Origin of the sequence: Pseudomonas kilonensis, from assembly GCF_001269885.1 — a bacterium.
In the GTDB taxonomy this organism is placed as follows: domain Bacteria; phylum Pseudomonadota; class Gammaproteobacteria; order Pseudomonadales; family Pseudomonadaceae; genus Aquipseudomonas; species Aquipseudomonas kilonensis.
In genome coordinates this window covers 18969-38660 of the sequence record NZ_LHVH01000013.1, presented here as the reverse complement: position 1 = coordinate 38660, position 19692 = coordinate 18969, and the positions used below count along the sequence as shown (strand labels likewise).

General features: G+C 61.9%; 19 protein-coding genes. 9 read left to right on the top strand and 10 right to left on the bottom strand.

Annotation, left to right across the window (positions count from 1 at the left end; genetic code table 11):
• Nucleotide 1: 1 nt before the first annotated feature.
• The 8 genes from lptC (at nucleotide 2) to AD662_RS04435 (ending at nucleotide 5503) form a co-directional block, all read left to right on the top strand.
• The gene (lptC, locus tag AD662_RS04470) at nucleotides 2-571 is read left to right on the top strand and encodes an LPS export ABC transporter periplasmic protein LptC (protein ID WP_018614008.1); all 570 of its coding nucleotides are present in this window, start codon (nucleotides 2-4) and stop codon (nucleotides 569-571) included.
• A complete protein-coding gene (gene lptA, locus AD662_RS04465; protein ID WP_018614006.1) occupies nucleotides 558-1106 on the top strand; it encodes a lipopolysaccharide transport periplasmic protein LptA in 549 nt (182 codons plus the stop codon). The genes lptC and lptA overlap by 14 nt, the downstream gene beginning before the upstream one ends.
• Nucleotides 1106-1831: an LPS export ABC transporter ATP-binding protein gene (lptB, locus tag AD662_RS04460; protein WP_018614004.1), complete on the top strand. Its 726-nt coding sequence runs from the start codon at nucleotides 1106-1108 to the stop codon at nucleotides 1829-1831. Before lptA ends, lptB begins: the two co-directional genes overlap by 1 nt.
• A 164-nt stretch (nucleotides 1832-1995) precedes the next feature.
• Nucleotides 1996-3489, top strand: coding sequence for an RNA polymerase factor sigma-54 (locus AD662_RS04455; protein WP_018614003.1), 1494 nt, complete (start codon nucleotides 1996-1998; stop codon nucleotides 3487-3489).
• Between the two features lie 77 nt (nucleotides 3490-3566).
• Complete coding sequence (gene hpf / locus AD662_RS04450; RefSeq protein WP_003178005.1) at nucleotides 3567-3875, top strand: ribosome hibernation-promoting factor, HPF/YfiA family; 309 nt, start codon at nucleotides 3567-3569, stop codon at nucleotides 3873-3875.
• 12 nt (nucleotides 3876-3887) lie between these two features.
• Nucleotides 3888-4352, top strand: coding sequence for a PTS IIA-like nitrogen regulatory protein PtsN (ptsN, locus tag AD662_RS04445; RefSeq protein ID WP_018613999.1), 465 nt, complete (start codon nucleotides 3888-3890; stop codon nucleotides 4350-4352).
• Between the two features lie 2 nt (nucleotides 4353-4354).
• Nucleotides 4355-5212: an RNase adapter RapZ gene (gene rapZ / locus AD662_RS04440; RefSeq protein WP_024618945.1), complete on the top strand. Its 858-nt coding sequence runs from the start codon at nucleotides 4355-4357 to the stop codon at nucleotides 5210-5212.
• Nucleotides 5213-5227: 15 nt separating this feature from the next.
• Nucleotides 5228-5503, top strand: coding sequence for an HPr family phosphocarrier protein (locus AD662_RS04435; protein ID WP_018613996.1), 276 nt, complete (start codon nucleotides 5228-5230; stop codon nucleotides 5501-5503).
• Nucleotides 5504-5685: 182 nt separating this feature from the next.
• Here the strand turns inward: AD662_RS04435 and AD662_RS04430 are convergent, their stop codons facing one another.
• The 6 genes from AD662_RS04430 to pmbA all read right to left on the bottom strand — a co-directional run bounded on the left by AD662_RS04430 (nucleotide 5686) and on the right by pmbA (nucleotide 11086).
• Nucleotides 5686-6576 carry a ZIP family metal transporter gene (locus tag AD662_RS04430; protein WP_024618946.1) on the bottom strand — a complete coding sequence of 297 codons (891 nt, stop codon included), beginning with the start codon at nucleotides 6574-6576 and terminating at the stop codon, nucleotides 5686-5688.
• A gap of 19 nt (nucleotides 6577-6595) precedes the next feature.
• Nucleotides 6596-7219 (bottom strand): superoxide dismutase, encoded by a 624-nt coding sequence (locus tag AD662_RS04425; protein ID WP_018613993.1) that lies wholly within the window; start codon nucleotides 7217-7219, stop codon nucleotides 6596-6598.
• Nucleotides 7220-7221: 2 nt separating this feature from the next.
• Nucleotides 7222-7662 carry a DUF2753 family protein gene (locus AD662_RS04420; protein WP_053178215.1) on the bottom strand — a complete coding sequence of 147 codons (441 nt, stop codon included), beginning with the start codon at nucleotides 7660-7662 and terminating at the stop codon, nucleotides 7222-7224.
• Between the two features lie 27 nt (nucleotides 7663-7689).
• A complete protein-coding gene (locus tag AD662_RS04415; protein WP_053185715.1) occupies nucleotides 7690-9066 on the bottom strand; it encodes a class II fumarate hydratase in 1377 nt (458 codons plus the stop codon).
• On the bottom strand, nucleotides 9059-9454 hold the full coding sequence (locus tag AD662_RS04410; RefSeq protein WP_018613986.1) for a hypothetical protein: 396 nt from the start codon (nucleotides 9452-9454) through the stop codon (nucleotides 9059-9061). The genes AD662_RS04415 and AD662_RS04410 overlap by 8 nt, the downstream gene beginning before the upstream one ends.
• A 285-nt stretch (nucleotides 9455-9739) precedes the next feature.
• The gene (gene pmbA, locus AD662_RS04405) at nucleotides 9740-11086 is read right to left on the bottom strand and encodes a metalloprotease PmbA (RefSeq protein WP_053185712.1); all 1347 of its coding nucleotides are present in this window, start codon (nucleotides 11084-11086) and stop codon (nucleotides 9740-9742) included.
• 108 nt (nucleotides 11087-11194) lie between these two features.
• On the opposite strand from pmbA, the gene yjgA reads away from it, so the two are divergent.
• Nucleotides 11195-11719: a ribosome biogenesis factor YjgA gene (yjgA, locus tag AD662_RS04400; RefSeq protein WP_014336624.1), complete on the top strand. Its 525-nt coding sequence runs from the start codon at nucleotides 11195-11197 to the stop codon at nucleotides 11717-11719.
• A 165-nt stretch (nucleotides 11720-11884) separates the two neighbouring features.
• Here yjgA and tldD read toward each other — a convergent pair whose 3' ends face one another.
• The 4 genes from tldD to rng form a co-directional block, all read right to left on the bottom strand.
• Nucleotides 11885-13327: a metalloprotease TldD gene (tldD, locus tag AD662_RS04395; RefSeq protein WP_003197828.1), complete on the bottom strand. Its 1443-nt coding sequence runs from the start codon at nucleotides 13325-13327 to the stop codon at nucleotides 11885-11887.
• Between the two features lie 5 nt (nucleotides 13328-13332).
• Nucleotides 13333-14196, bottom strand: coding sequence for a carbon-nitrogen hydrolase family protein (locus AD662_RS04390; protein ID WP_018613980.1), 864 nt, complete (start codon nucleotides 14194-14196; stop codon nucleotides 13333-13335).
• Nucleotides 14197-14357: 161 nt separating this feature from the next.
• Nucleotides 14358-18161, bottom strand: coding sequence for a YhdP family protein (locus AD662_RS04385; RefSeq protein WP_053185709.1), 3804 nt, complete (start codon nucleotides 18159-18161; stop codon nucleotides 14358-14360).
• 60 nt (nucleotides 18162-18221) lie between these two features.
• A complete protein-coding gene (rng, locus tag AD662_RS04380) occupies nucleotides 18222-19679 on the bottom strand; it encodes a ribonuclease G (protein WP_018613976.1) in 1458 nt (485 codons plus the stop codon).
• Nucleotides 19680-19692: the final 13 nt, after the last annotated feature.

The window sequence follows — 19692 nt, the reverse complement described above, 5'->3', positions numbered from 1 at the left end:
TATGCTGAGCAAGAAGATTCGCACCCTCGTGGTGTTTGGCTGTATCGCGGCGATCTTTGCTGCGGTGGGCTACTGGAACATCAGCCCCGAACGGTTTCTCGACCGGCCTGCGACCCAGATCGAGGAAAAGATCGACTGGTACGCGACCAACACGCATACCCTACAGTACCTGCCCGACGGCAAAGTGCAATACGAGATGACGTCCGACAAGGTCGACCACGTAAAGGCCACTGACATTACGCTGGTCACCAAGCCCGACCTGAACATGTTCCGCGGTACCGATTTTCCGTGGCACGTACAGAGTGAGCACGCCGAAGTCAATTCCGGCGGCACCGAAGTGGAACTGATCGACTCGGTACGCATCGCCCGAACCGACGAGAAAAACCGCACGACCATCATCACCAGCACGCGCATGACCGTGTTCCCACAGCAAGAATATGCGCAGACCGAGCAACCCGTTAGAATCGACGGCGCCGGGGGTGTATCGACCGGCACGGGAATGAAAGCGTATTTGAAGGAAAGCAGGATACACCTGCTATCGAACGTAAGAGGACAGTATGAAGCTCGCTAAAACCCTCCCTATTTTGCTCAGTCTGGGCGCAGCACTGGGAAGCGCGAGCGCCTGGGCTCTTCCCGACGACCGCAACCAGCCTATCCGCATCCAGGCCGACGATGCCCAGCTCGATGACAAGAATGGCGTTGCCACCTATAAAGGTGACGTGATCATCACCCAGGGCTCGATGAAGGTCACCGGCAATACCGTGACCATCACCCGCACCCCGTCCGGCGACATCGACGTAGTGACCTCCGTGGGCAACCTGGCCTATTTCGAGCAGATGCAAACCGCAGGCGATACCAAGCCTGTGCAGGGCTACGGGGTCACCATCCAGTATCACGCCTCACAGGATCGTGTCGTCCTGATCGACCGCGCCAAGGTCGTCGACAAGGACAACAACGTGACCCAAGGCGAGAAAATCGTCTACGACACCAACAAGAAGCTCGCCAGCGCCGGTCGCGCCACCGGTAGCAAGGTGACCGAGTCGCGTCCGCGGATCGACATGGTGATCCAACCGAAAAAGAAAACCGACGAGCAGAAGGCCCAGTAATGGCAACTCTGAAAGCTCAGCACCTGGCCAAGAGCTACAAGAGCCGTCAAGTCGTGCGTGATGTCAGCCTGTCCATCGACAGCGGCCAGATCGTCGGCCTGCTCGGCCCCAACGGCGCGGGCAAGACCACTTGCTTCTACATGATCGTCGGCCTGGTCCAGGCCGATCAGGGTCGCGTGCTGATCGACGACCTGGATGTCAGCCACCAGCCGATGCACGGCCGGGCGAAGGCCGGTATCGGCTATTTGCCGCAAGAAGCGTCGATCTTCCGCAAACTGTCGGTTGCCGACAACATCATGGCCATTCTCGAGACCCGCAAGGAACTCGACAAGGCCGGTCGTCGCCAGGAGCTGGAAAGCCTGTTGCAGGAATTCCACATCAGCCACATTCGCGACAACCTGGGCATGAGCCTGTCCGGTGGCGAACGGCGCCGCGTGGAAATCGCCCGCGCCCTGGCCACCGCACCGAAGTTCATCCTGCTCGACGAACCGTTCGCTGGCGTGGACCCCATCTCGGTGGGCGACATCAAGCAGATCATTCATCACCTCAAGGCCAAGGGGATCGGCGTGCTGATCACCGACCACAACGTGCGCGAGACGCTGGACATCTGCGAAACCGCCTACATTGTCAATGACGGCCAGCTGATCGCCGAAGGCGACTCCGCAGCGATCCTGGCCAATGACCTGGTCAAGGAAGTGTATCTGGGCCATGAGTTCCGCCTGTAAGGACAAGTGTCTGGCGACTTGCCCGAGCGTCGTTTAATTTTATTATGGCGACGCTCTAGGCAAACACTTCAGTTTCAGGCATATAATTTGCTTAAGTTTGGCGCTTCGGCGCCCTGTAGTGGATGGCGCATGTGCGCCGGCGAATAAGGTGTTAAGCCCCTGCCATGAAACCATCGCTAGTCTTGAGAATGGGCCAGCAGCTGACGATGACACCGCAGCTGCAACAGGCCATCCGCCTGCTCCAATTGTCGACCCTGGACCTGCAACAGGAAATCCAGGAGGCCCTGGAGTCCAATCCGATGCTCGAACGCCAGGAAGAAGGCGACGACTTCGATAACACCGATCCGCTGGCCGACAACGTCGAGCAGAAGACCAACACCGAAATCCCGGAACCGTCCTACCAGGAAGCCGCCCCGACGGTGGATAACCTCGAGGATGGCGAATGGAACGAACGCATCCCCAACGAGTTGCCCGTGGACACGGCCTGGGAAGACGTCTACCAGACCAGCGCCAGCAACCTGCCGAGCAGCGATGACGACGAGTGGGACTTCACCACCCGCACCTCTGCCGGCGAAAGCCTGCAAAGCCACCTGCTGTGGCAGCTGAACCTGGCGCCGATGTCCGACACCGATCGCCTGATCGCCGTAACCCTGATCGATTGCATCAACAACCAGGGCTACCTGGACGAGACCCTCGACGAAATCCTCGAAGCGTTCGACCCCGAGCTCGACATCGAGCTGGACGAGATCGAAGCCGTCCTCCATCGCATCCAGCAGTTCGAGCCGGCCGGCATCGGCGCCCGCAACCTGGGTGAGTGCCTGTTGCTGCAACTGCGCCAGTTGTCCGCCAAGACACCGTGGCTGGCCGAAGCCAAGCGGCTGGTCACCGATTACATCGACCTGCTGGGCGGCCGCGACTACAGTCAACTGATGCGTCGCATGAAGCTCAAGGAAGATGAGCTGCGCCAGGTCATCGAACTGGTGCAGAGCCTCAACCCGCGCCCCGGCTCGCAGATCGAATCCACTGAACCTGAATACGTGGTCCCCGACGTGATCGTGCGCAAGCACAATGATCGCTGGCTGGTGGAGCTCAACCAGGAGTCGGTGCCCAAGCTGCGCGTCAACGCCCAGTACGCCGGCTTCGTCAAGCGCGCCGACACCAGCGCCGACAACACCTTCATGCGCAACCAGTTGCAGGAAGCGCGCTGGTTCATCAAGAGCCTGCAAAGCCGCAACGAAACCCTGATGAAAGTGGCCACCCAGATCGTCGAGCATCAGCGCGGCTTCCTGGAGTACGGCGATGAGGCGATGAAACCGTTGGTCCTGCATGACATTGCCGAGGCAGTGGGCATGCACGAGTCGACGATTTCCCGGGTAACCACCCAGAAATTCATGCATACCCCCCGGGGCATCTATGAATTGAAATACTTTTTCTCCAGCCATGTCAGCACCTCCGAAGGCGGCGAATGCTCGTCCACGGCCATCCGCGCGATCATCAAAAAACTGGTGGCCGCGGAAAATCAGAAAAAGCCGTTGAGTGACAGCAAGATCGCTGGTTTACTGGAGGCACAAGGCATTCAGGTGGCCCGCCGTACCGTCGCCAAGTACCGCGAATCCCTCGGGATCGCGCCTTCGAGCGAACGCAAGCGGTTGATGTAACAAGGCCACGCCACAGCGTTCCAGTGGCAGGCATTTCTGCCTGCCGCTTTATGCACTGGCAACGAAGGAGAAGCTGTATGCAAGTCAACATCAGTGGACACCAACTGGAAGTGACCGAACCCCTGCGCACCTACATCGGCGAAAAACTCGACCGATTGGAGAGGCATTTCGACAAGATCACCAACGTGCAAGTCACGATGAACGTCGAGAAACTGCTGCAGAAAATCGAAGCCACGCTGCATATCCCCGGCGGAGAAGTGGTTGCCAACGCAGAGCACACAGACATGTATGCCGCGATTGACCTGCTGACCGACAAGCTGGATCGCCAACTCAAAAAGCATAAGGAAAAGACCCAGAGCCTCCTCCAGGGCGCAACCGGTCGTTAACCCCCCCAATCCATGATCCGACTAGAAACCATCCTGACCCCCGGCCGTTCCCAAGTGAACGCGCCGGGCGGCAGTAAAAAGAAAGCCCTCGAGCAAATTGCCAACCTGATCCACCGCGAAGTGCCGGATCTGGAAATGCAGGACGTCTTCGAGGCCCTGGTTGCCCGTGAAAAACTCGGTTCCACCGGTTTTGGCAACGGCATCGCCATTCCTCACTGCCGTCTCAAGGGTTGTGCCGCGCCGATCAGCGCGCTGTTGCACCTTGAAACCGCCATAGATTTCGACGCCATCGACGGCGCCCCGGTCGACCTGCTGTTTGTATTGCTGGTACCGGAAGCGGCGACCGATGCGCACCTCGAGCTGCTGCGCCAGATTGCCAGCATGCTGGACCGCAAGGAAGTGCGCGAAAAACTGCGCAGCGCACCGAGCAACGAAGCGTTGTACCAGGTTGTCCTGGACGAGCAGAACGGTCATTAAAAATGCGCATGATCATTGTCAGTGGCCGCTCCGGCTCCGGTAAAAGCACAGCCCTCAACGTGCTTGAGGACAGCGGCTACTATTGCATCGACAACCTGCCCGCCGGCCTGCTGCCGGAACTGGCCGAACGCGCCCTGATCCACACCGAGCTGGCGCAACCGCTGGTAGCGGTGTCCATCGACGCACGCAACCTGCCAAGCCACCTGTCGCGTTTTCCTGAACTGCTCGAGGAAGTGCGCAACCGGCATATCCAGTGCGATGTGCTGTACCTGGATGCCGATGAAGAAACACTGCTCAAGCGTTTTTCCGAAACCCGCCGGCGCCACCCGCTGAGCAATGCCAACCGTTCCCTGGCCGAAGCCATCGAGGACGAAAGCCAGCTACTGGGGCCGATCGCCGACCTGGCGGACCTGAAGGTCAACACCACGCACCTGAACCTGTATCAGTTGCGCGACACGATCAAGCTGCGCCTGCTCAACCAACCCGAGCCGGGCACGGCGTTCCTGGTGGAGTCGTTCGGTTTCAAACGTGGCATGCCAGTAGACGCCGACCTGGTGTTCGATGTGCGCTGCCTGCCCAATCCTTATTGGAAACCGGAATTGCGCGAGCAGTCCGGGCTCGACCAACCGGTGATCGACTACCTGGCCGCACAACCGGATGTCGAGGAAATGTACCAGGACATCTCCAGCTACCTGCTCAAATGGCTGCCCCGCTTTGCCGCGAGCAACCGCGCCTATGTCACGATCGCCATTGGTTGTACTGGTGGCCATCACCGCTCCGTCTACCTGACCGAACGCCTGGGTCAGCTCCTGCAACAGTCCCTGAAGAACGTCCAGGTTCGCCACCGCGACCTCAGCTAAAGGATTCACATCGCGATGCCTGCTCAGGAAATTGAAATCATCAACAAGCTGGGCTTGCATGCCCGAGCATCGGCCAAGTTCGTCGGCGTCGCGGGCCAGTTCAAGGACACCACCATCAGGGTCGGTCGCACGCCAGAGTCTACGGTCGACGGTAAAAGCATCATGGCGATGATGATGCTCGCCGCCGGCAAGGGCACCAAGATCCACCTGCACACCGAAGGTGATCAGGCGCAGGAAGCGATGGATGCCTTGGTTGACCTGATCAACCGATATTTCGACGAAGGCGAGTAACTGACCAAATCCCAAGGCGGATTTATTGTGGCAAGGGAATTCATTTGTGGGAGCAAAGCTTGCTCGCGATGAAGGCGACTCGGTAACTCAGAAAACCGAGGTGCCTGGATCGCGAGCAAGCTTTGCTCCCACAGATTCCCTCGCCACAGATAAATCACATCACCCTAGATGCCTGCCGTTTGTCACGCCAACGCCGTATCCAGCACCATCATCAAACAAAACCCCAGCAACAGCCCCAGGCTCGCCAGTTTCTCGTGACCATTGCGGCGGGATTCGGGAATGACCTCGTGAGTCACCACCAGCAGCATCGCGCCGGCCGCCAACGCCAGACCCAAAGGCAAGAGCATCTCGGCCAGGCTCACCAACCAGGCGCACAGCAGCGCGAACACGGGTTCGACCAGCCCTGACGCCGCGCCAATCAGGAACGCCTTGGCCCGCGACATCCCCGCCGTAGCCAGCACCAACGCGATCACCAGCCCTTCGGGCACATCCTGCAAGGCGATGCCCATCGCCAGGCTGTCGGCATCCGGCATGCCACCACCCGCCGACACGCCCACCGCCATGCCTTCGGGAATGTTGTGGGCGATGATGGCAAACACGAACAGCCAGATCCGCGGCGCAATGATCGGACGTCCTGGCGCCGCGACCAGCCTTTCGGGGCTGGCCGAGACCTTGCGGTCCACCAGGTACAGCCCGAACGCGCCCAATAGAATGCCAAAACTGATGAGGCCGCTGGCCGCCCAAGGCGTCAATCCCAACTGCTCGGCCGCAGCAATGCCCGGCACGATCAGCGAGAACGCCGTGGCCGCAAGCATCACCCCGGCACCAAAACCCAGCAGCGAATCGCTGACGGCCTGGGGCATGCGCCGGATGACCAACACCGGCACGGCCCCCAGCGCGGTGCCCAAGGCGCAGAGCCCGCCACCCTCAAGCGCACGCAGCAGCCTGGGCTCCAGGTCCAGCCATACCAGGCCCTGGGCCGCCAACAACGTCATCCCGGCCAACAGCAACAACGATCCCAAGGCGTAGCGAAACATCCGTCCGCTTCCAATCGCCAGTGTTTGAGTATCCATAGTCAGCCTTGAGTTGTTTTCATGAAGGACTCGAAGCCAGCGCAGCCTGGTAGCGCCGGGCGACCTCAGGCCAGTTGATCACATTGTAGAAGGCGCTGATGTATTCCGGACGACGGTTCTGGTAGCGCAGGTAATAGGCGTGCTCCCAGACGTCCAGGCCAAGAATCGGCGTGTTGCCCTTCATCAGCGGGCTGTCCTGGTTGCCGCTGCTTTCCACCACCAGGGTCTTTTGCGGGGTGACGCTCAACCAGGCCCAGCCGCTGCCGAAACGGGTCAGCGCTGCTTTGGTGAAAGCTTCCTTGAAACGCTCGATACCGCCCAGTTGTGCTTCGATCGCCGCCGCCAGACCACCATCAGGCAGGCCGCCGCCCCGGGGCGTCATCACTTCCCAGAACAACGAATGGTTGGCATGGCCGCCGCCCTGGTTGATCACTGCGGCCTGCAGGCTTGGTGGCAACTGCTCCACGCTGGACACCAGTTTTTCGACAGGCCACCCGGCGTATTCGGTGCCGTCCACCGCTGCGTTGAGGTTATTGATGTAGGTCTGGTGATGCTTGGTGTAGTGGATCTCCATGGTTTGCGCATCGATGTGCGGTTCCAGGGCGTCGTAGGCGTAGGGCAATGCAGGCAAGGTAAAAGCCATGTTCAATGGACTCCATGATGAAGAGGGGCATTGCGCTGCCGGGGCGCAGCAGCGTTGCAGTGCAGCAGGCGCTGGGTGCGTGGGTATTCACCGTGCTCGCTGATGAAATTCAGCAGTTCGACATAGGTCTTGTGGCTCTGGCGCAGCGCGGCGGCGCGCAGGGCCGGCGCCAGACGTTCGTCCTGCATGGTCTGCAACAACCGTTGGTGGATCGCACACAAATACTCGGCGCTCTCCTCCGGCTGGTTCAGGCGCAAGTGCAGGTCCGCCAGGTTGTGATGGGAGACGACGCACGCGGCCACGGCTTCGTCGGCATCCGCCCAACGCTCGAACAGCACCTGGGCCAGCGCCAGGGCCTGTAGGTAAGCTTCGCGGGCGTCCACCAACTCGCCCAGCATGAAACAACGATTGGCCCGTTCGATCGTACGCTTCCAGTGTTCCATGATGAGTCCTCCACACAGGTGTCGGGGTTACACGCCGCCGGCGGTGAGCTTCTCCGGGTCCAGCAGGACTTCGAGTTCGCTGCGTGTCAGGTCGGTGTGCTCCAGAGCGACATCGATGACCGGCCGACCTTGCTGGTAAGCCTTCTTGGCGATTTCAGCGGCCTTCTGGTAACCGATGATGGGATTGAGCGCGGTCACCAGGATCGGGTTGCGCGACAACGCTTCCTTGAGCCGGGCTTCGTTGACCTTGAACGTGGCAATGGCCTTGTCCGCCAGCAAGCGGCTGGCGGTGGAAATCAGGGTGATGCTGCTCAGCAGGTTCTGGGCGATGATCGGCAGCATCACGTTCAACTCGAAGTTGCCCGATTGACCGGCGACAGTGATCACCGTGTCGTTGCCGATCACCTGGGCCGCCACCATCGCGGTGGCTTCAGGAATGACCGGGTTGACCTTGCCGGGCATGATTGAGGAGCCCGGCTGCAAGCCTTCGAGCTCGATCTCGCCCAGGCCTGCCAGCGGCCCGGAATTCATCCAGCGCAGGTCGTTGGCGATTTTCATCAGCGACACGGCGGTGGTCTTGAGCTGCCCGGAAACCGCTACGGCGGTGTCCTGGGAGCCGATCAGCGCGAACAGATTCTTGCCCGGGGTGAATTGCACCTGGGTCAATTGCGTCAGTTGCTGGCTGAACAACTCGGCGAAACGCGGATGGGCATTGACCCCGGTGCCGACCGCCGTACCGCCCTGGGCCAGGGATTGCAGGCTCGGCAGCACATCCTGCAAGTGGCCGATATTGGCCTTGAGCTGCTGCGCCCAACCGTCGAGCACCTGGCTCAGGCGCACCGGCATGGCATCCATCAGATGGGTGCGACCCGTTTTGATGAATGGGTGGACCTCTTCGGCCTTGCGCTCGATCACCTGCACCAGGTGCAACAGCGCCGGCAGCAGTTGCTCATGCAAGGCCAAGGCAGCGCTGACATGAATACTGGTGGGGATGATGTCGTTGCTGCTCTGGCCGCAATTGACGTGGTCGTTCGGGTTGACCGTCTCTCCCAGCAGGCGGCTGGCGAGGGTGGCGATCACTTCGTTGGCGTTCATGTTGGAACTGGTGCCGGAGCCGGTCTGGAAGATATCCACCGGAAAATGGTCCATGAAACGGCCTTCGAGCAGCCCCAGTGACGCATCGACGATGGCCTTGCCTTGGGCCGCGCTGATTTGTTCCAGTTCTACGTTGGCCCGGGCAGCGGCGGCCTTGGCCAGGATCAGGGCGCGAATGAACTGCGCCGGCATACGCTGGCCGCTGACCGGGAAGTTATCCACGGCACGCTGGGTCTGGGCGCCATAGAGGGCATCCACCGGGACTTGCAGCTCGCCCATGCTGTCGCGTTCGATACGGGTATTACTCATCGGGAGATCCTTGCACCAGTTCAATAAGAGAAATCGACGGCTCCAGGGCGCAGGTCGCCAGCGCCCAGGCATGGCTCTGCCAGCGCTTGAGGCGGCAGCGGCACAGTGACTGTTGTTCGAGGTCGCGCAGTGGGCGCCAGGCCTGGTCGAGGCAGAGATTGCGCCAGTGCCAGGGCAGCGCGACATCCGAGGCGGTGTCGAGCAGCAGCCGGAACGCGGTCTCGGCGATCATCCAGGGCGAAGTGGCGGTGCAGCCGGCCAGATAGCGGCCCTCGGCCAGGTAGTGCTCGATCAGCCGCGGCTCGTCCGGGTTCATCGCGCAACGGATCTGGCGGCTCATCCAGCGCCAGCTTTCAAGGTAGGGTTGTTCGTGCAGGGCAGAACTCATGACCGGGGCTCACTCGGCTAATGAGATTCATTATTAGATGATAATAAGAAGCAACACAAGCCTAATGAAGATCACATGGTGGCGAGGGGATTTAGCGAAACGTCGCACCGCCCCGCTGGGGTGCGAAGCAGCCCTCGACAATCAACAAGACACAACGCGGGGTCAGGTTTTTGGGGGCGCTTCGCACCCCAGCGGGGATAAATCCCCTCGCCACAAAGATTCTGTCGGTACAAAAAAGGCGCGTCACCCCAGTGGATGACGCGCCTTTTTTTCAAGCAGTGAGCGTTAGCTACCCGCCACCGTCATCCGCTCGATCAACACCGAGCCGGTGCGGATGTTGCTGCGCAGTTCCAGGTCGTTGCCCACGGCCACGATCTGCTTGAACATGTCGCGCATGTTTCCAGCGATGGTGACCTCCTGGACCGGGAACTGGATCTCGCCGTTCTCGACCCAGAAACCCGCTGCGCCCCGGGAATAGTCACCGGTGACCATGTTCAGGCCGTGGCCCATCAGTTCGGTCACCAGCAGGCCCCGGCCCATGCGCCGCAGCAATGCGGCCTGGTCTTCTTCGCCATGGGTCACGAACAGGTTATGCACGCCACCGGCATTGGCGGTGCTCGGCATGCCGAGCTTGCGGCCCGAATAGGTGCCGAGGATGTAGGACACCAACTCGCCATTTTCCACGAACGGCTTGGCGTAGGTGGCCAGGCCGTCGCCGTCGAACGCCGAGCTGCCCATGGCCTGCATCAGGTGCGGACGCTCGTCGATGGTCATCCATTGCGGGAACAGTTTCTGGCCCAGCGCGCCCTCGAGGAACGACGACTTGCGGTACAGGTTGCCGCCGGACACCGCCGACAGGAAGCTGCCGAACAGGCCGCCGGCCAGCTCGGCCGAAAACAGCACCGGCACTTCGCAGGTCGGCACCGGTCGCGCGCCCAGGCGGCTGGCCGCCCGTTGCGCGGCTTTCTGGCCGATGCTCACCGGATCTGCCAGCAAGCTGCCCTGGCGGCTCACGTCGTACCAGTAATCACGCTGCATCTGGCCGTTGGCCTCGGCGATCATCACGCAACTGAGGCTGTGGCGGGTCGATGCATAACCACCGATGAAACCGTGGCTGTTGCCGTAGACCCGGCAGCCCTGGTGGGTATTGAGCGTCGTGCCGTCGGCGTTCTTGATCCGGCTGTCGGCCTCGAATGCCGCCGCTTCGCAACGCAGTGCCTGTTCGATGGCCTGCTCGGGGGTGATGTCCCAGGCGTGGAAGAGGTCGAAGTCGCGCAGCTCCTTGCACATCAGCGCAGCATCGGCCAGGCCCGAGGCTTCGTCTTCGGAGGTGTGCTTGGCAATCGCCAGGGCCGCGGCGACGGTTTCGCGAATGGCCTCCGGGCCGCTGGCCGAAGTGCTGGCCGAGCCCTTGCGCTGGCCCACGTACAAGGTGATTCCAAAGCCCTGGTCGCGATTGAATTCGACGGTTTCCACCTCGCGCTGGCGCACCGACGTCGACAGACCCTGCTCCAGCGATACCGCCACTTCACAGGCAGTGGCGCCCTGGCGCTTGGCTTCGGCGAGGATCTGCTCGACTTGTTCCTGCAGTGCCGGCAATGCTTGCGGGCCGACGCTTTGAACTGCACTCATGGTGTTCTCCACTCAAATTCTTCTTTCGGTGATGGCCTTCGAGCGACCGGGCCGGACAAGCGGCCCCCGACTGGTTATCATGGCGGCGTTTCTTTGCGGACTGCCACCATGGTTGATTCTTACGACGACTCCCTCTACGAGGGTGAAAAAAGCAAATCCCAGGTCAAACGCGAGCTGCATGCTCTGGTTGACCTCGGCGAGCGCCTGACAACACTCAAGCCTGACTTGCTGGCCAAACTGCCTTTGACCGACGCCTTGCGCCGGGCCCTGGCCGATGCGCCCAAGCACACCGCGAATATCGCGCGTAAACGGCACCTGCAATTCATCGGCAAACTGATGCGCGATCAGGACACTGACGCCATCCTGGTCCTGCTCGATCAACTCGATGCCTCCACCCGGCAGTACAACGAACGTTTCCACAACCTGGAGCGCTGGCGCGATCGCTTGATCGCAGGCGATGACGGCACCCTGGAAAAATTCGTCATCGACTACCCGGAGGCTGACCGTCAGCAATTGCGCTCCCTGATCCGTCAGGCCCAGCACGAACTGGCGCAGAACAAGCCACCGGCCTCGAGCCGTAAAATCTTCAAGTACATCCGTGAGCTGGACGAAACCCAACGCGGCCTGCGCTGAGTTTCACCCGGCCCTGTAGGAGCTGCCGCAGGCTGCGGTCTTTTGATCTTTCGCTTTAGACTCAAGTGTTTGGGGAAAGATCGCAGCCTCGTTGCACTCGACAGCTCCTACACAGCTCCTACACACATAGTTTCTACACAGCTTCTATAAGGATTGTGTAGATCCTCATGCGCCCGTGCCACCCACGGTAATCGCATCGATCTTCAGGGTCGGCTGGCCGACGCCCACCGGCACCGATTGCCCGTCCTTGCCGCACGTGCCCACACCGCTGTCCAGCGCCAGGTCGTTACCGACCATCGACACCTTGCTCATCGCCTCCGGCCCGTTGCCGATCAGGGTCGCACCCTTGACCGGTGCGGTGATCTTGCCGTCTTCGATCAGGTAGGCCTCGCTGGTGGAGAACACGAACTTGCCGCTGGTGATGTCCACCTGGCCACCGCCGAGGTTGGCGCAATAGATGCCTTTTTTCACCGAGGCGATGATTTCCGCCGGATCGCTTTGACCACCGAGCATGTAGGTGTTGGTCATGCGCGGCATCGGCAGGTGCGCGTAGGATTCACGGCGACCGTTGCCCGTGCGGGCCACGCCCATCAACCGGGCGTTGAGCTTGTCCTGCATGTAGCCCTTGAGCACGCCGTTCTCGATCAGCGTGGTGCATTCGGTCGGGGTGCCTTCATCGTCGACGCTCAGGGAGCCACGACGCCCGGCCAGGGTGCCGTCATCGACAATGGTGCAGAGTTTCGAGGCGACCATTTCCCCCATGCGCCCGCTGTAGGCCGAACTGCCCTTGCGGTTGAAATCGCCTTCCAGGCCGTGTCCCACCGCTTCGTGCAACAGCACGCCGGACCAACCGGACCCCAGCACCACCGGCAATGTACCTGCCGGGGCCGGAATGGCCTCCAAGTTGACCAGCGCCTGACGCAGCGCTTCGCGGGCGTAGCCCATGGCACGGTCTTCGCTGAGGAAATAACGGTAGTCGGTGCGCCCGCCGCCGCCATGGCCGCCGCGCTCACGGCGACCGTTCTGCTCGACGATCACACTGACGTTGAACCGCACCAGCGGCCGCACGTCCGCCGCCAGGCCGCCGTCGGTGGAAGCCACCAGGATCCGTTCCCAGACCCCAGCCATGCTGACCGACACTTGCTGGATGCGCGGGTCGAGGGCACGGGTGGCGACGTCGATGCGCTTGAGCAGCTCGACTTTTTCGGCGCGGCTCATGACTTCAAGGGGGTTATCCGGCGCATACAACTGCGCCACGTCCTGGCTGCTGAACGCCTGGACCGTGCCGTTCTGCCCGGCGCGGGAGATCGAGCGGGCCGCACGGGCAGCAGCGCCGAGGGCTTCGAGGGTGATGGCGTTGCTGTAGGCAAAACCGGTCTTTTCCCCGGACTGGGCGCGCACGCCTACGCCCTGGTCAAGGTTGAAACTGCCTTCCTTGACGATGCCGTCTTCCAGCGACCAGGACTCGGAGATCTGCCCCTGGAAATACAGGTCGGCCGCATCGATGCCCGGGCCGGCCAGGTCGCCCAGCACGCCTTGCAGGCTTTCGAGGGTCACGCCGCCGGGGGCTAGAAGGTGTTCACTGACTGAGGACAACAACCCGCTCATATGATTTACGCCTTGAATTCGTCGTCTTGGACAGGCCGCTGTCGAGCGCCCTGCGAGAAAAAGCGCCGATGGCTGACCACCGGCATGCGCGCCCGGATGGACGCTTGTTCACTGCTGTCGCGCTCGGCCAGCAGCACGGCCTCGCCTTGATCCTGTTGTGCCAGCACACGGCCCCAGGGGTCGACAATCGCGGCATGGCCAAAGGTTTCCCGCGGCCCCGGATGCACGCCGCCCTGGGCGGCCGCCAGCACATAGCACTGGGTCTCGATGGCCCGGGCACGGATCAGCACCTCCCAATGAGCCGCGCCGGTCACCGCGGTAAACGCCGACGGCGCCGTGATCAGTTCGGCCCCGGCAGCCCGCAGCTCGCTGAAGAGCTCCGGAAACCGCAAGTCATAACAGACCGTCAGGCCCACCCGGCCCACGGGGGTATCGGCAACCACCACGTTAGCGCCATAAGCATAGTCATCCGACTCGCGATAGCGCCCGCGATTGTCCGCCACATCCACATCGAACAGGTGCAACTTGTCGTAGCGCGCGACGATCTGGCCCTGATCGTCGACCAGCAACGAACAGGCATGGGACCTGGCCTCGGGCTGGTCCACTGGCGGCAACGGCAACGTGCCGGCCACAATCCATAACTTGAGGTCTCGGGCGGTCTGTTTCAACCAGGGCAGGATCGGTCCCTGACCAAAGGCTTCGGCACGACCGATATCGGCAATGTCCCGCCGGCCCATCGCCGCGAAATTCTCCGGCAGCACCGCCAGCCTTGCACCGCCCGCGGCAGCCTGCTCCAGCAGCACACGGGCACGGGCCAGGTTGGCGAGCACATCGCTTTGGCTGACCATTTGAATCACTGCGACTGGCATGGAGCTTCCCTCTTTTTTATCCTCGTCCAAGGCGGCTGTGGGAGCAAAGCTTGCTCGCGATGAGGCAGGTACATTCAACATACAGGCTGACTGATACACCGCAATCGCGAGCAAGCTTTGCTCCCACAGGCTCGCTCCCACAGGGGTTATCGCATCACCTGTCAGAACGGCTTGTCGAAGGTGATCTTCGGTTCTTTCCACGGCCCCTTGACGTCGTATCTTACGCTGGCAAAGCGCGCTACGCGGTCACCGATCAGTTTGTCGATCAGAAACAGCGCCCCACCCACCGCCGGTGCGCCAACGATCAGCGCGGCGATCGGCAGGTTGTTGGTCACCGGCAGCGTCACCAGCAGCTTGGCGTCGACCCGGTCGGCCACCATGTCCAGCGTGCCGTTGAGTTCCAGATTGCTCGACGGCCCGGTCAGGGTAATGGGTTCGCGGGTCACGTACACACCGTCGCTCGCCACCAGCAGCCCTTTGACCCGGTCGTAGCTCAAGCCTTTGCTGAACAGGTCGGAGAAGTCCAGGCGCAGGCGTCGGCCGATGGAGTTGAAGTTGAGCAGGCCAAATACCCGCAACGCCTGGGCGCTGCCTTCAATTTCAACAAACTGGCCTTTGCTCAGCGAAGCGTCGAGGCTGCCGGAAAAACGCTTGGTGGCAGCCCACGCCGGCGAGCCGGGCCAGCGACCATCGACATCCAGGCGGAAGGTCTGGCTGGTCACACTCGGGGCATAACCCCAGTTCTTGAGTATGTCGACCAGGTTCTTGCCGCTGATACGGCCCTTGTACCAACTGCTGGTGGAACCGGGCGCGCCTTCCCAGCCGCCACTGCCGTTCAACACCATGCCCTTGAGGCCCATGTCCAGATTGTTCAGCGCGATACCCTTGGCGGTAGGGCGCACTTTCAACGACCACGCACCGATGAGATCGGGGCCCTGGAACAATTGGTCGATGGCAATATCCATGGCCGGGATTTTGCCGGGATCGACCGAGGCCAACGGGTCCGGAGCGTTTTCATCCGCCTGGACCGTCGGGTCTGTGGCCGGCAGGCGAACATAATCAAGCGTGATACCAATCGGTGCGGCCTTTGCATCTGGCAGGCTGACATTGCCCTTGGCCTGCTGGCTGTCGAGCCGCATGGCCCAGGCGTCCGGCTTGCGGTCCAGTTGCACCGATACCTGGTCCAGGGTGGTGCCCATGGCCGTGAGCTTGCCGACGCTCAGGTCGACGCTGCTGAGCAGTTGCTTGGCGCTGCCGCCTGGATCCTGGCCGGCGTACTTGTTCACCAGGTCCTGCCAGGGACTCACGTCCAGCTCCGACAGTTTGCCGCGCAGTCGCAGCCCCTTGGCCCCGGGCAGCACCGCATCGCCGGCACCCAGCAACAATTCGCCACGACCGTCGGCGACTTTGCCGCTCGGCGCGGCGTAAGTGAAACTGGCCAAGTCGCCATAATCGACCCAGTAACGCCGCTCCGGCCCTTGCAGGGTCATGCGAAACATCGTGTCGCGCCCGGCATTGGCGGCCATGCCGAAAGGCGCCGGCAGGTCGATGGCCACGCCCTTGAGGTTGGAACTGACCGACAACTGGCTATCGGCGCCATCAAGGATCACTTGCAACTGGTAGGGCACGACACCCGATACCGGCAACGGCTGGGTGACACTCAGCCAACTGGTGAGTTTCTTGATCTCCACCTGCCCGGACGCAGCGACCCGTGTGTTGAGCGCTCCGGCGCGGCCCTCGGCAAAAATCTGTGCGGTCACGGGCCGGTCGAATGCCCGGGCACTGATGCCCTTGCCGCTCAAGCCCTTGTTGCTGTCGAAGCGGAAATCGCCCTTGAGCTGAGTCAGTTCCAGTACCGGCTCGCTGAGCTTGAGACGGGCCTTGTCGGTGACGAAGTCCACCAGGATCTTCGGTTGCTCGCCTTTGACCAGGGGGATATCGAGCTTGACGCTGCCTTGCAGGTCGCCCTCGCCTTCCCAGCCGGCGAATGTCTCGGCGGTCCCGATCGGCGCGGTCTGGAGGATTTTCAGACCGTCACCCAGTCCGCCAGCGAACCCGCCGTCCAGAAACAGATGAACACTCTGCCCGCTGGGTACATGGGGAATGTTCACCGAAACATCCTTGATCTGGGTATCGAGCAATTGTCCTTGGCTGGCGAAGATGCGCACGCCGCTGTCTTCGACGAAGACATCGCCGCTGACCTTGCTGACCGAAGGCCAGCCCGGCTGGAACGCCAGTTCGGCGTCATGCACCTTGAAAAACAGGCTGATGCTGCGCGCCGCGTCCCCGGCACCGTGATTGAGCGAGCCTTGGTACTGGAAAAAGCCCTCATCCACCGCGCCCTTGACGATGGCCGTGCGCAGCCACTCATCCAGCGCCGGGCTGAGGACCGCCGGCAGGTACTTGGCGGTGTAGCGTCCGTCACCGTCCACCAGGCCGACCCGCAGGTCCATGTAGTCTTCCTGGCTGTGGTCGAAATGCAGGCGGATCAGGAAGTCGCCGGCAATCCGGCCCTCCTCGCCCAGCACCTTCAAGTACGGCGCGATCAAGGTGAAGCCTTGCTTGTCGAGCTTCCAGGTCAACCGGGCGTTGGCCTGCAGGTATTGCCAGGGCTTGGCGAAAATCGGGTCCAGGTGCAGGGAAAAATCCTTGCTGTCCATGCGCAACTCGCCGCCACCGAGGTCACCGCTCAGGCTCCCGGATACGTTGCGCGCAGCCGGGGCGCCGCGATAGGCATCAAAGCCCACGGTCTCCAGGTTGGTGGCGAAGCTGACTTTCTGGTCACCGGTGTTTTGCGGCCGGTAGTCCAACAGCACGTTGCGCAGGGCACCGGTCACCTTGAGATGGTCGATGGTCGTCGCCAGGCCTTCGGGCAACGGCGCCAGGGCATTGAGCAACGGCGTGAGCGGAGTCAGGTCGAGGCGGTCGGCCTGCAGGTGCCAGCGCTCCTCGGCCTTTTCGGTGGCGGCACTCTGCTGCAGTTGCAGGCGCGATTCCCAGCGGGTTTCGCCCAGGTTCATCGCCAGGGAATCGAAGGTCGCAGTAAATCCCTGGTCGCCACGCTGGAAATATCCATTGAGCGCCAGGTTATGGATTTGCACCGGCTTGCGCTCGGCGTAGGCACCCTGGATGTCAGGCGCATTCAAGCGCATGACCGCGCTTTGCACCGTACCGCCCCCCCAACTCAGCCAGAATTCGCCACCGGCCTTGATCCGGGAAAAATTCCATTGCTGGGTCAGGCGTTTCGGCAGCCATTTGGACCAGTCGCTTTGCGGCAGGCTCAGGTACGCATCGGCCTGGCCATTCTTCCAGTCGCTGGCGCGCAGGCGGGTACGCAGGTTGATCGCCACCGGCTGGCCGTCCGGCAGGGTCAGGCGTGCGTCCAGGCGCTGGCGGGTGACGCCGGTGCGCAGGCTCAAGCCGACGTAGGTGAGGGTCAGCGGTGGTTGCTCGACGGGTTGCAAGGTCACCTGGCTATCGAGCAGCGAGAACTTGGAAACCACCTGCATGCGTTCGAGCAATTGCTGCGGATCGAGGGGCTGGTCGTCCTTCACCGGCAGGCCTTCCAGGGCCCACTTGCCGTCGGCGCCCTCCTTGAGGCTGATCTTCAGGCCGCTGACTTCCAGGTGGGCAATGCGCACCTGGCGTGCCAGCAGGCTGTCCCATAGATCAGGCACGGCTCGCACCTGATCCAGGTGCAACGCATTGGGGCCTTCGCCGACCACCACGTCGCGCGCCGCCAGGATCGGCGCCAGGGCGCTCCAGCTACCGTCGAGGCTTCCGATGTGCACAGGCATGCCCAAGGCGACGCTGGCCTGGGTCTCGACCTCGGCGCGGTATTCAGCCACCAACGGGACCAGCTCGCGACCGAGGCTGACGTACAACGCCAGCAGCACCAGCAGCAGCGCACACAGCCCCAGCCCCCAGCGAGTCAGCGCCGCCAAAATGCGTGTCAGACGCTCCATGTCAGTGGGCTCCCCTGGCAAAGACAATCAAATCCGCGGGCCCGCCGCTTCCCAAGCTCTTCAGAGCAACACCACGTCGTATTGTTCCTGGGAATACATGGTTTCCACCTGGAAGCGAATCGTGCGTCCGATGAACGCTTCCAGCTCCGCGACATTGCCTGACTCCTCGTCGAGCAGGCGATCCACCACTTTCTGGTTCGCCAACACTCTATAGCCAGTCGCCTGGTAGGCGCGCGCCTCCCGGAGAATTTCCCGGAAGATTTCGTAACACACGGTTTCCGGGGTCTTGAGCTTGCCCCGACCCTGGCAACTGCTGCACGGCTCGCACAGCACCTGCTCAAGGCTTTCGCGGGTGCGCTTGCGGGTCATCTGCACCAGGCCCAGCTCGGTGATACCGATGATGTTGGTCTTGGCGTGGTCGCGTTCGAGTTGTTTTTCCAGGGTCCGCAGCACTTGGCGCTGGTGCTCTTCATCTTCCATGTCGATGAAGTCGATGATGATGATCCCACCCAGGTTGCGCAGCCGCAGTTGCCGGGCGATGGCCGTGGCGGCTTCCAGGTTGGTCTTGAAGATGGTCTCTTCCAGGTTGCGATGGCCGACGAACGCCCCGGTGTTGACGTCGATGGTGCTCATGGCCTCGGCCGGATCGACCACCAGGTAGCCGCCGGACTTGAGCGGTACCTTGCGTTCAAGGGCTTTCTGGATTTCGTCTTCGACGCCGTACAGGTCGAAAATCGGCCGTTCGCCAGGGTAATGCTCGAGGCGGTCGGCGATTTCCGGCATCAGTTCGGCGACAAACTGGGTGGTCTTCTGGAAGGTTTCCCGGGAGTCGATGCGGATTTTCTCGATCTTGGGGCTGACCAGATCCCGCAAGGTCCGCAGCGCCAGGCCCAGGTCCTCGTAGATCACGCTGGGGGTGGCGATGGTCTTGATCTGCGCGGCGATCTGGTCCCAAAGCCTGCGCAGGTAGCGGATGTCCATGAGGATCTCATCGGCCCCGGCCCCCTCGGCGGCCGTGCGCAAGATGAACCCACCGGCTTCCTTGATGCCTTCTTTTTCCACGCAGTCGCTGACCACCTGCTTGAGGCGCTCGCGCTCGGCTTCGTCTTCGATCTTCAGGGAAATGCCAACGTGAGCGGTACGCGGCATGTACACCAGGTAGCGCGACGGAATCGACAGTTGCGTGGTCAGGCGCGCGCCCTTGGAGCCAATGGGGTCCTTGGTGACCTGCACCACCAGGCTCTGGCCTTCGTGCACCAGGGCGCTGATGCTCTCCACGGCCGGCCCTTCGCGCATGGAAATTTCCGACGCGTGGATGAATGCCGCGCGGTCCAGGCCGATGTCGACGAAGGCCGCCTGCATGCCCGGCAGCACCCGCACCACCTTGCCTTTATAGATATTGCCGACGATGCCACGCTTTTGCGTGCGCTCGACGTGGACCTCTTGCAGCACACCGTTTTCAACCACCGCCACGCGCGATTCCATCGGCGTGATGTTGATCAGGATCTCTTCACTCATGGCAGGGTCTCGT

Coding starts and splice junctions, on each gene's coding strand:
- ptsN (WP_018613999.1), top strand. CDS start 3,888: ATGATCCGACTAGAAACCATCCTGACCCCCGGCCGTTCCCAAGTGAAC.
- AD662_RS04415 (WP_053185715.1), bottom strand. CDS start 9,066: ATGAGTAATACCCGTATCGAACGCGACAGCATGGGCGAGCTGCAAGTC.
- rapZ (WP_024618945.1), top strand. CDS start 4,355: ATGCGCATGATCATTGTCAGTGGCCGCTCCGGCTCCGGTAAAAGCACA.
- AD662_RS04385 (WP_053185709.1), bottom strand. CDS start 18,161: ATGGAGCGTCTGACACGCATTTTGGCGGCGCTGACTCGCTGGGGGCTG.
- AD662_RS04455 (WP_018614003.1), top strand. CDS start 1,996: ATGAAACCATCGCTAGTCTTGAGAATGGGCCAGCAGCTGACGATGACA.
- AD662_RS04425 (WP_018613993.1), bottom strand. CDS start 7,219: ATGGCTTTTACCTTGCCTGCATTGCCCTACGCCTACGACGCCCTGGAA.
- tldD (WP_003197828.1), bottom strand. CDS start 13,327: ATGAGCGGGTTGTTGTCCTCAGTCAGTGAACACCTTCTAGCCCCCGGC.
- yjgA (WP_014336624.1), top strand. CDS start 11,195: ATGGTTGATTCTTACGACGACTCCCTCTACGAGGGTGAAAAAAGCAAA.
- rng (WP_018613976.1), bottom strand. CDS start 19,679: ATGAGTGAAGAGATCCTGATCAACATCACGCCGATGGAATCGCGCGTG.
- AD662_RS04410 (WP_018613986.1), bottom strand. CDS start 9,454: ATGAGTTCTGCCCTGCACGAACAACCCTACCTTGAAAGCTGGCGCTGG.
- lptC (WP_018614008.1), top strand. CDS start 2: ATGCTGAGCAAGAAGATTCGCACCCTCGTGGTGTTTGGCTGTATCGCG.
- pmbA (WP_053185712.1), bottom strand. CDS start 11,086: ATGAGTGCAGTTCAAAGCGTCGGCCCGCAAGCATTGCCGGCACTGCAG.
- lptA (WP_018614006.1), top strand. CDS start 558: ATGAAGCTCGCTAAAACCCTCCCTATTTTGCTCAGTCTGGGCGCAGCA.
- lptB (WP_018614004.1), top strand. CDS start 1,106: ATGGCAACTCTGAAAGCTCAGCACCTGGCCAAGAGCTACAAGAGCCGT.
- AD662_RS04430 (WP_024618946.1), bottom strand. CDS start 6,576: ATGGATACTCAAACACTGGCGATTGGAAGCGGACGGATGTTTCGCTAC.
- AD662_RS04435 (WP_018613996.1), top strand. CDS start 5,228: ATGCCTGCTCAGGAAATTGAAATCATCAACAAGCTGGGCTTGCATGCC.
- AD662_RS04420 (WP_053178215.1), bottom strand. CDS start 7,662: ATGGAACACTGGAAGCGTACGATCGAACGGGCCAATCGTTGTTTCATG.
- AD662_RS04390 (WP_018613980.1), bottom strand. CDS start 14,196: ATGCCAGTCGCAGTGATTCAAATGGTCAGCCAAAGCGATGTGCTCGCC.
- hpf (WP_003178005.1), top strand. CDS start 3,567: ATGCAAGTCAACATCAGTGGACACCAACTGGAAGTGACCGAACCCCTG.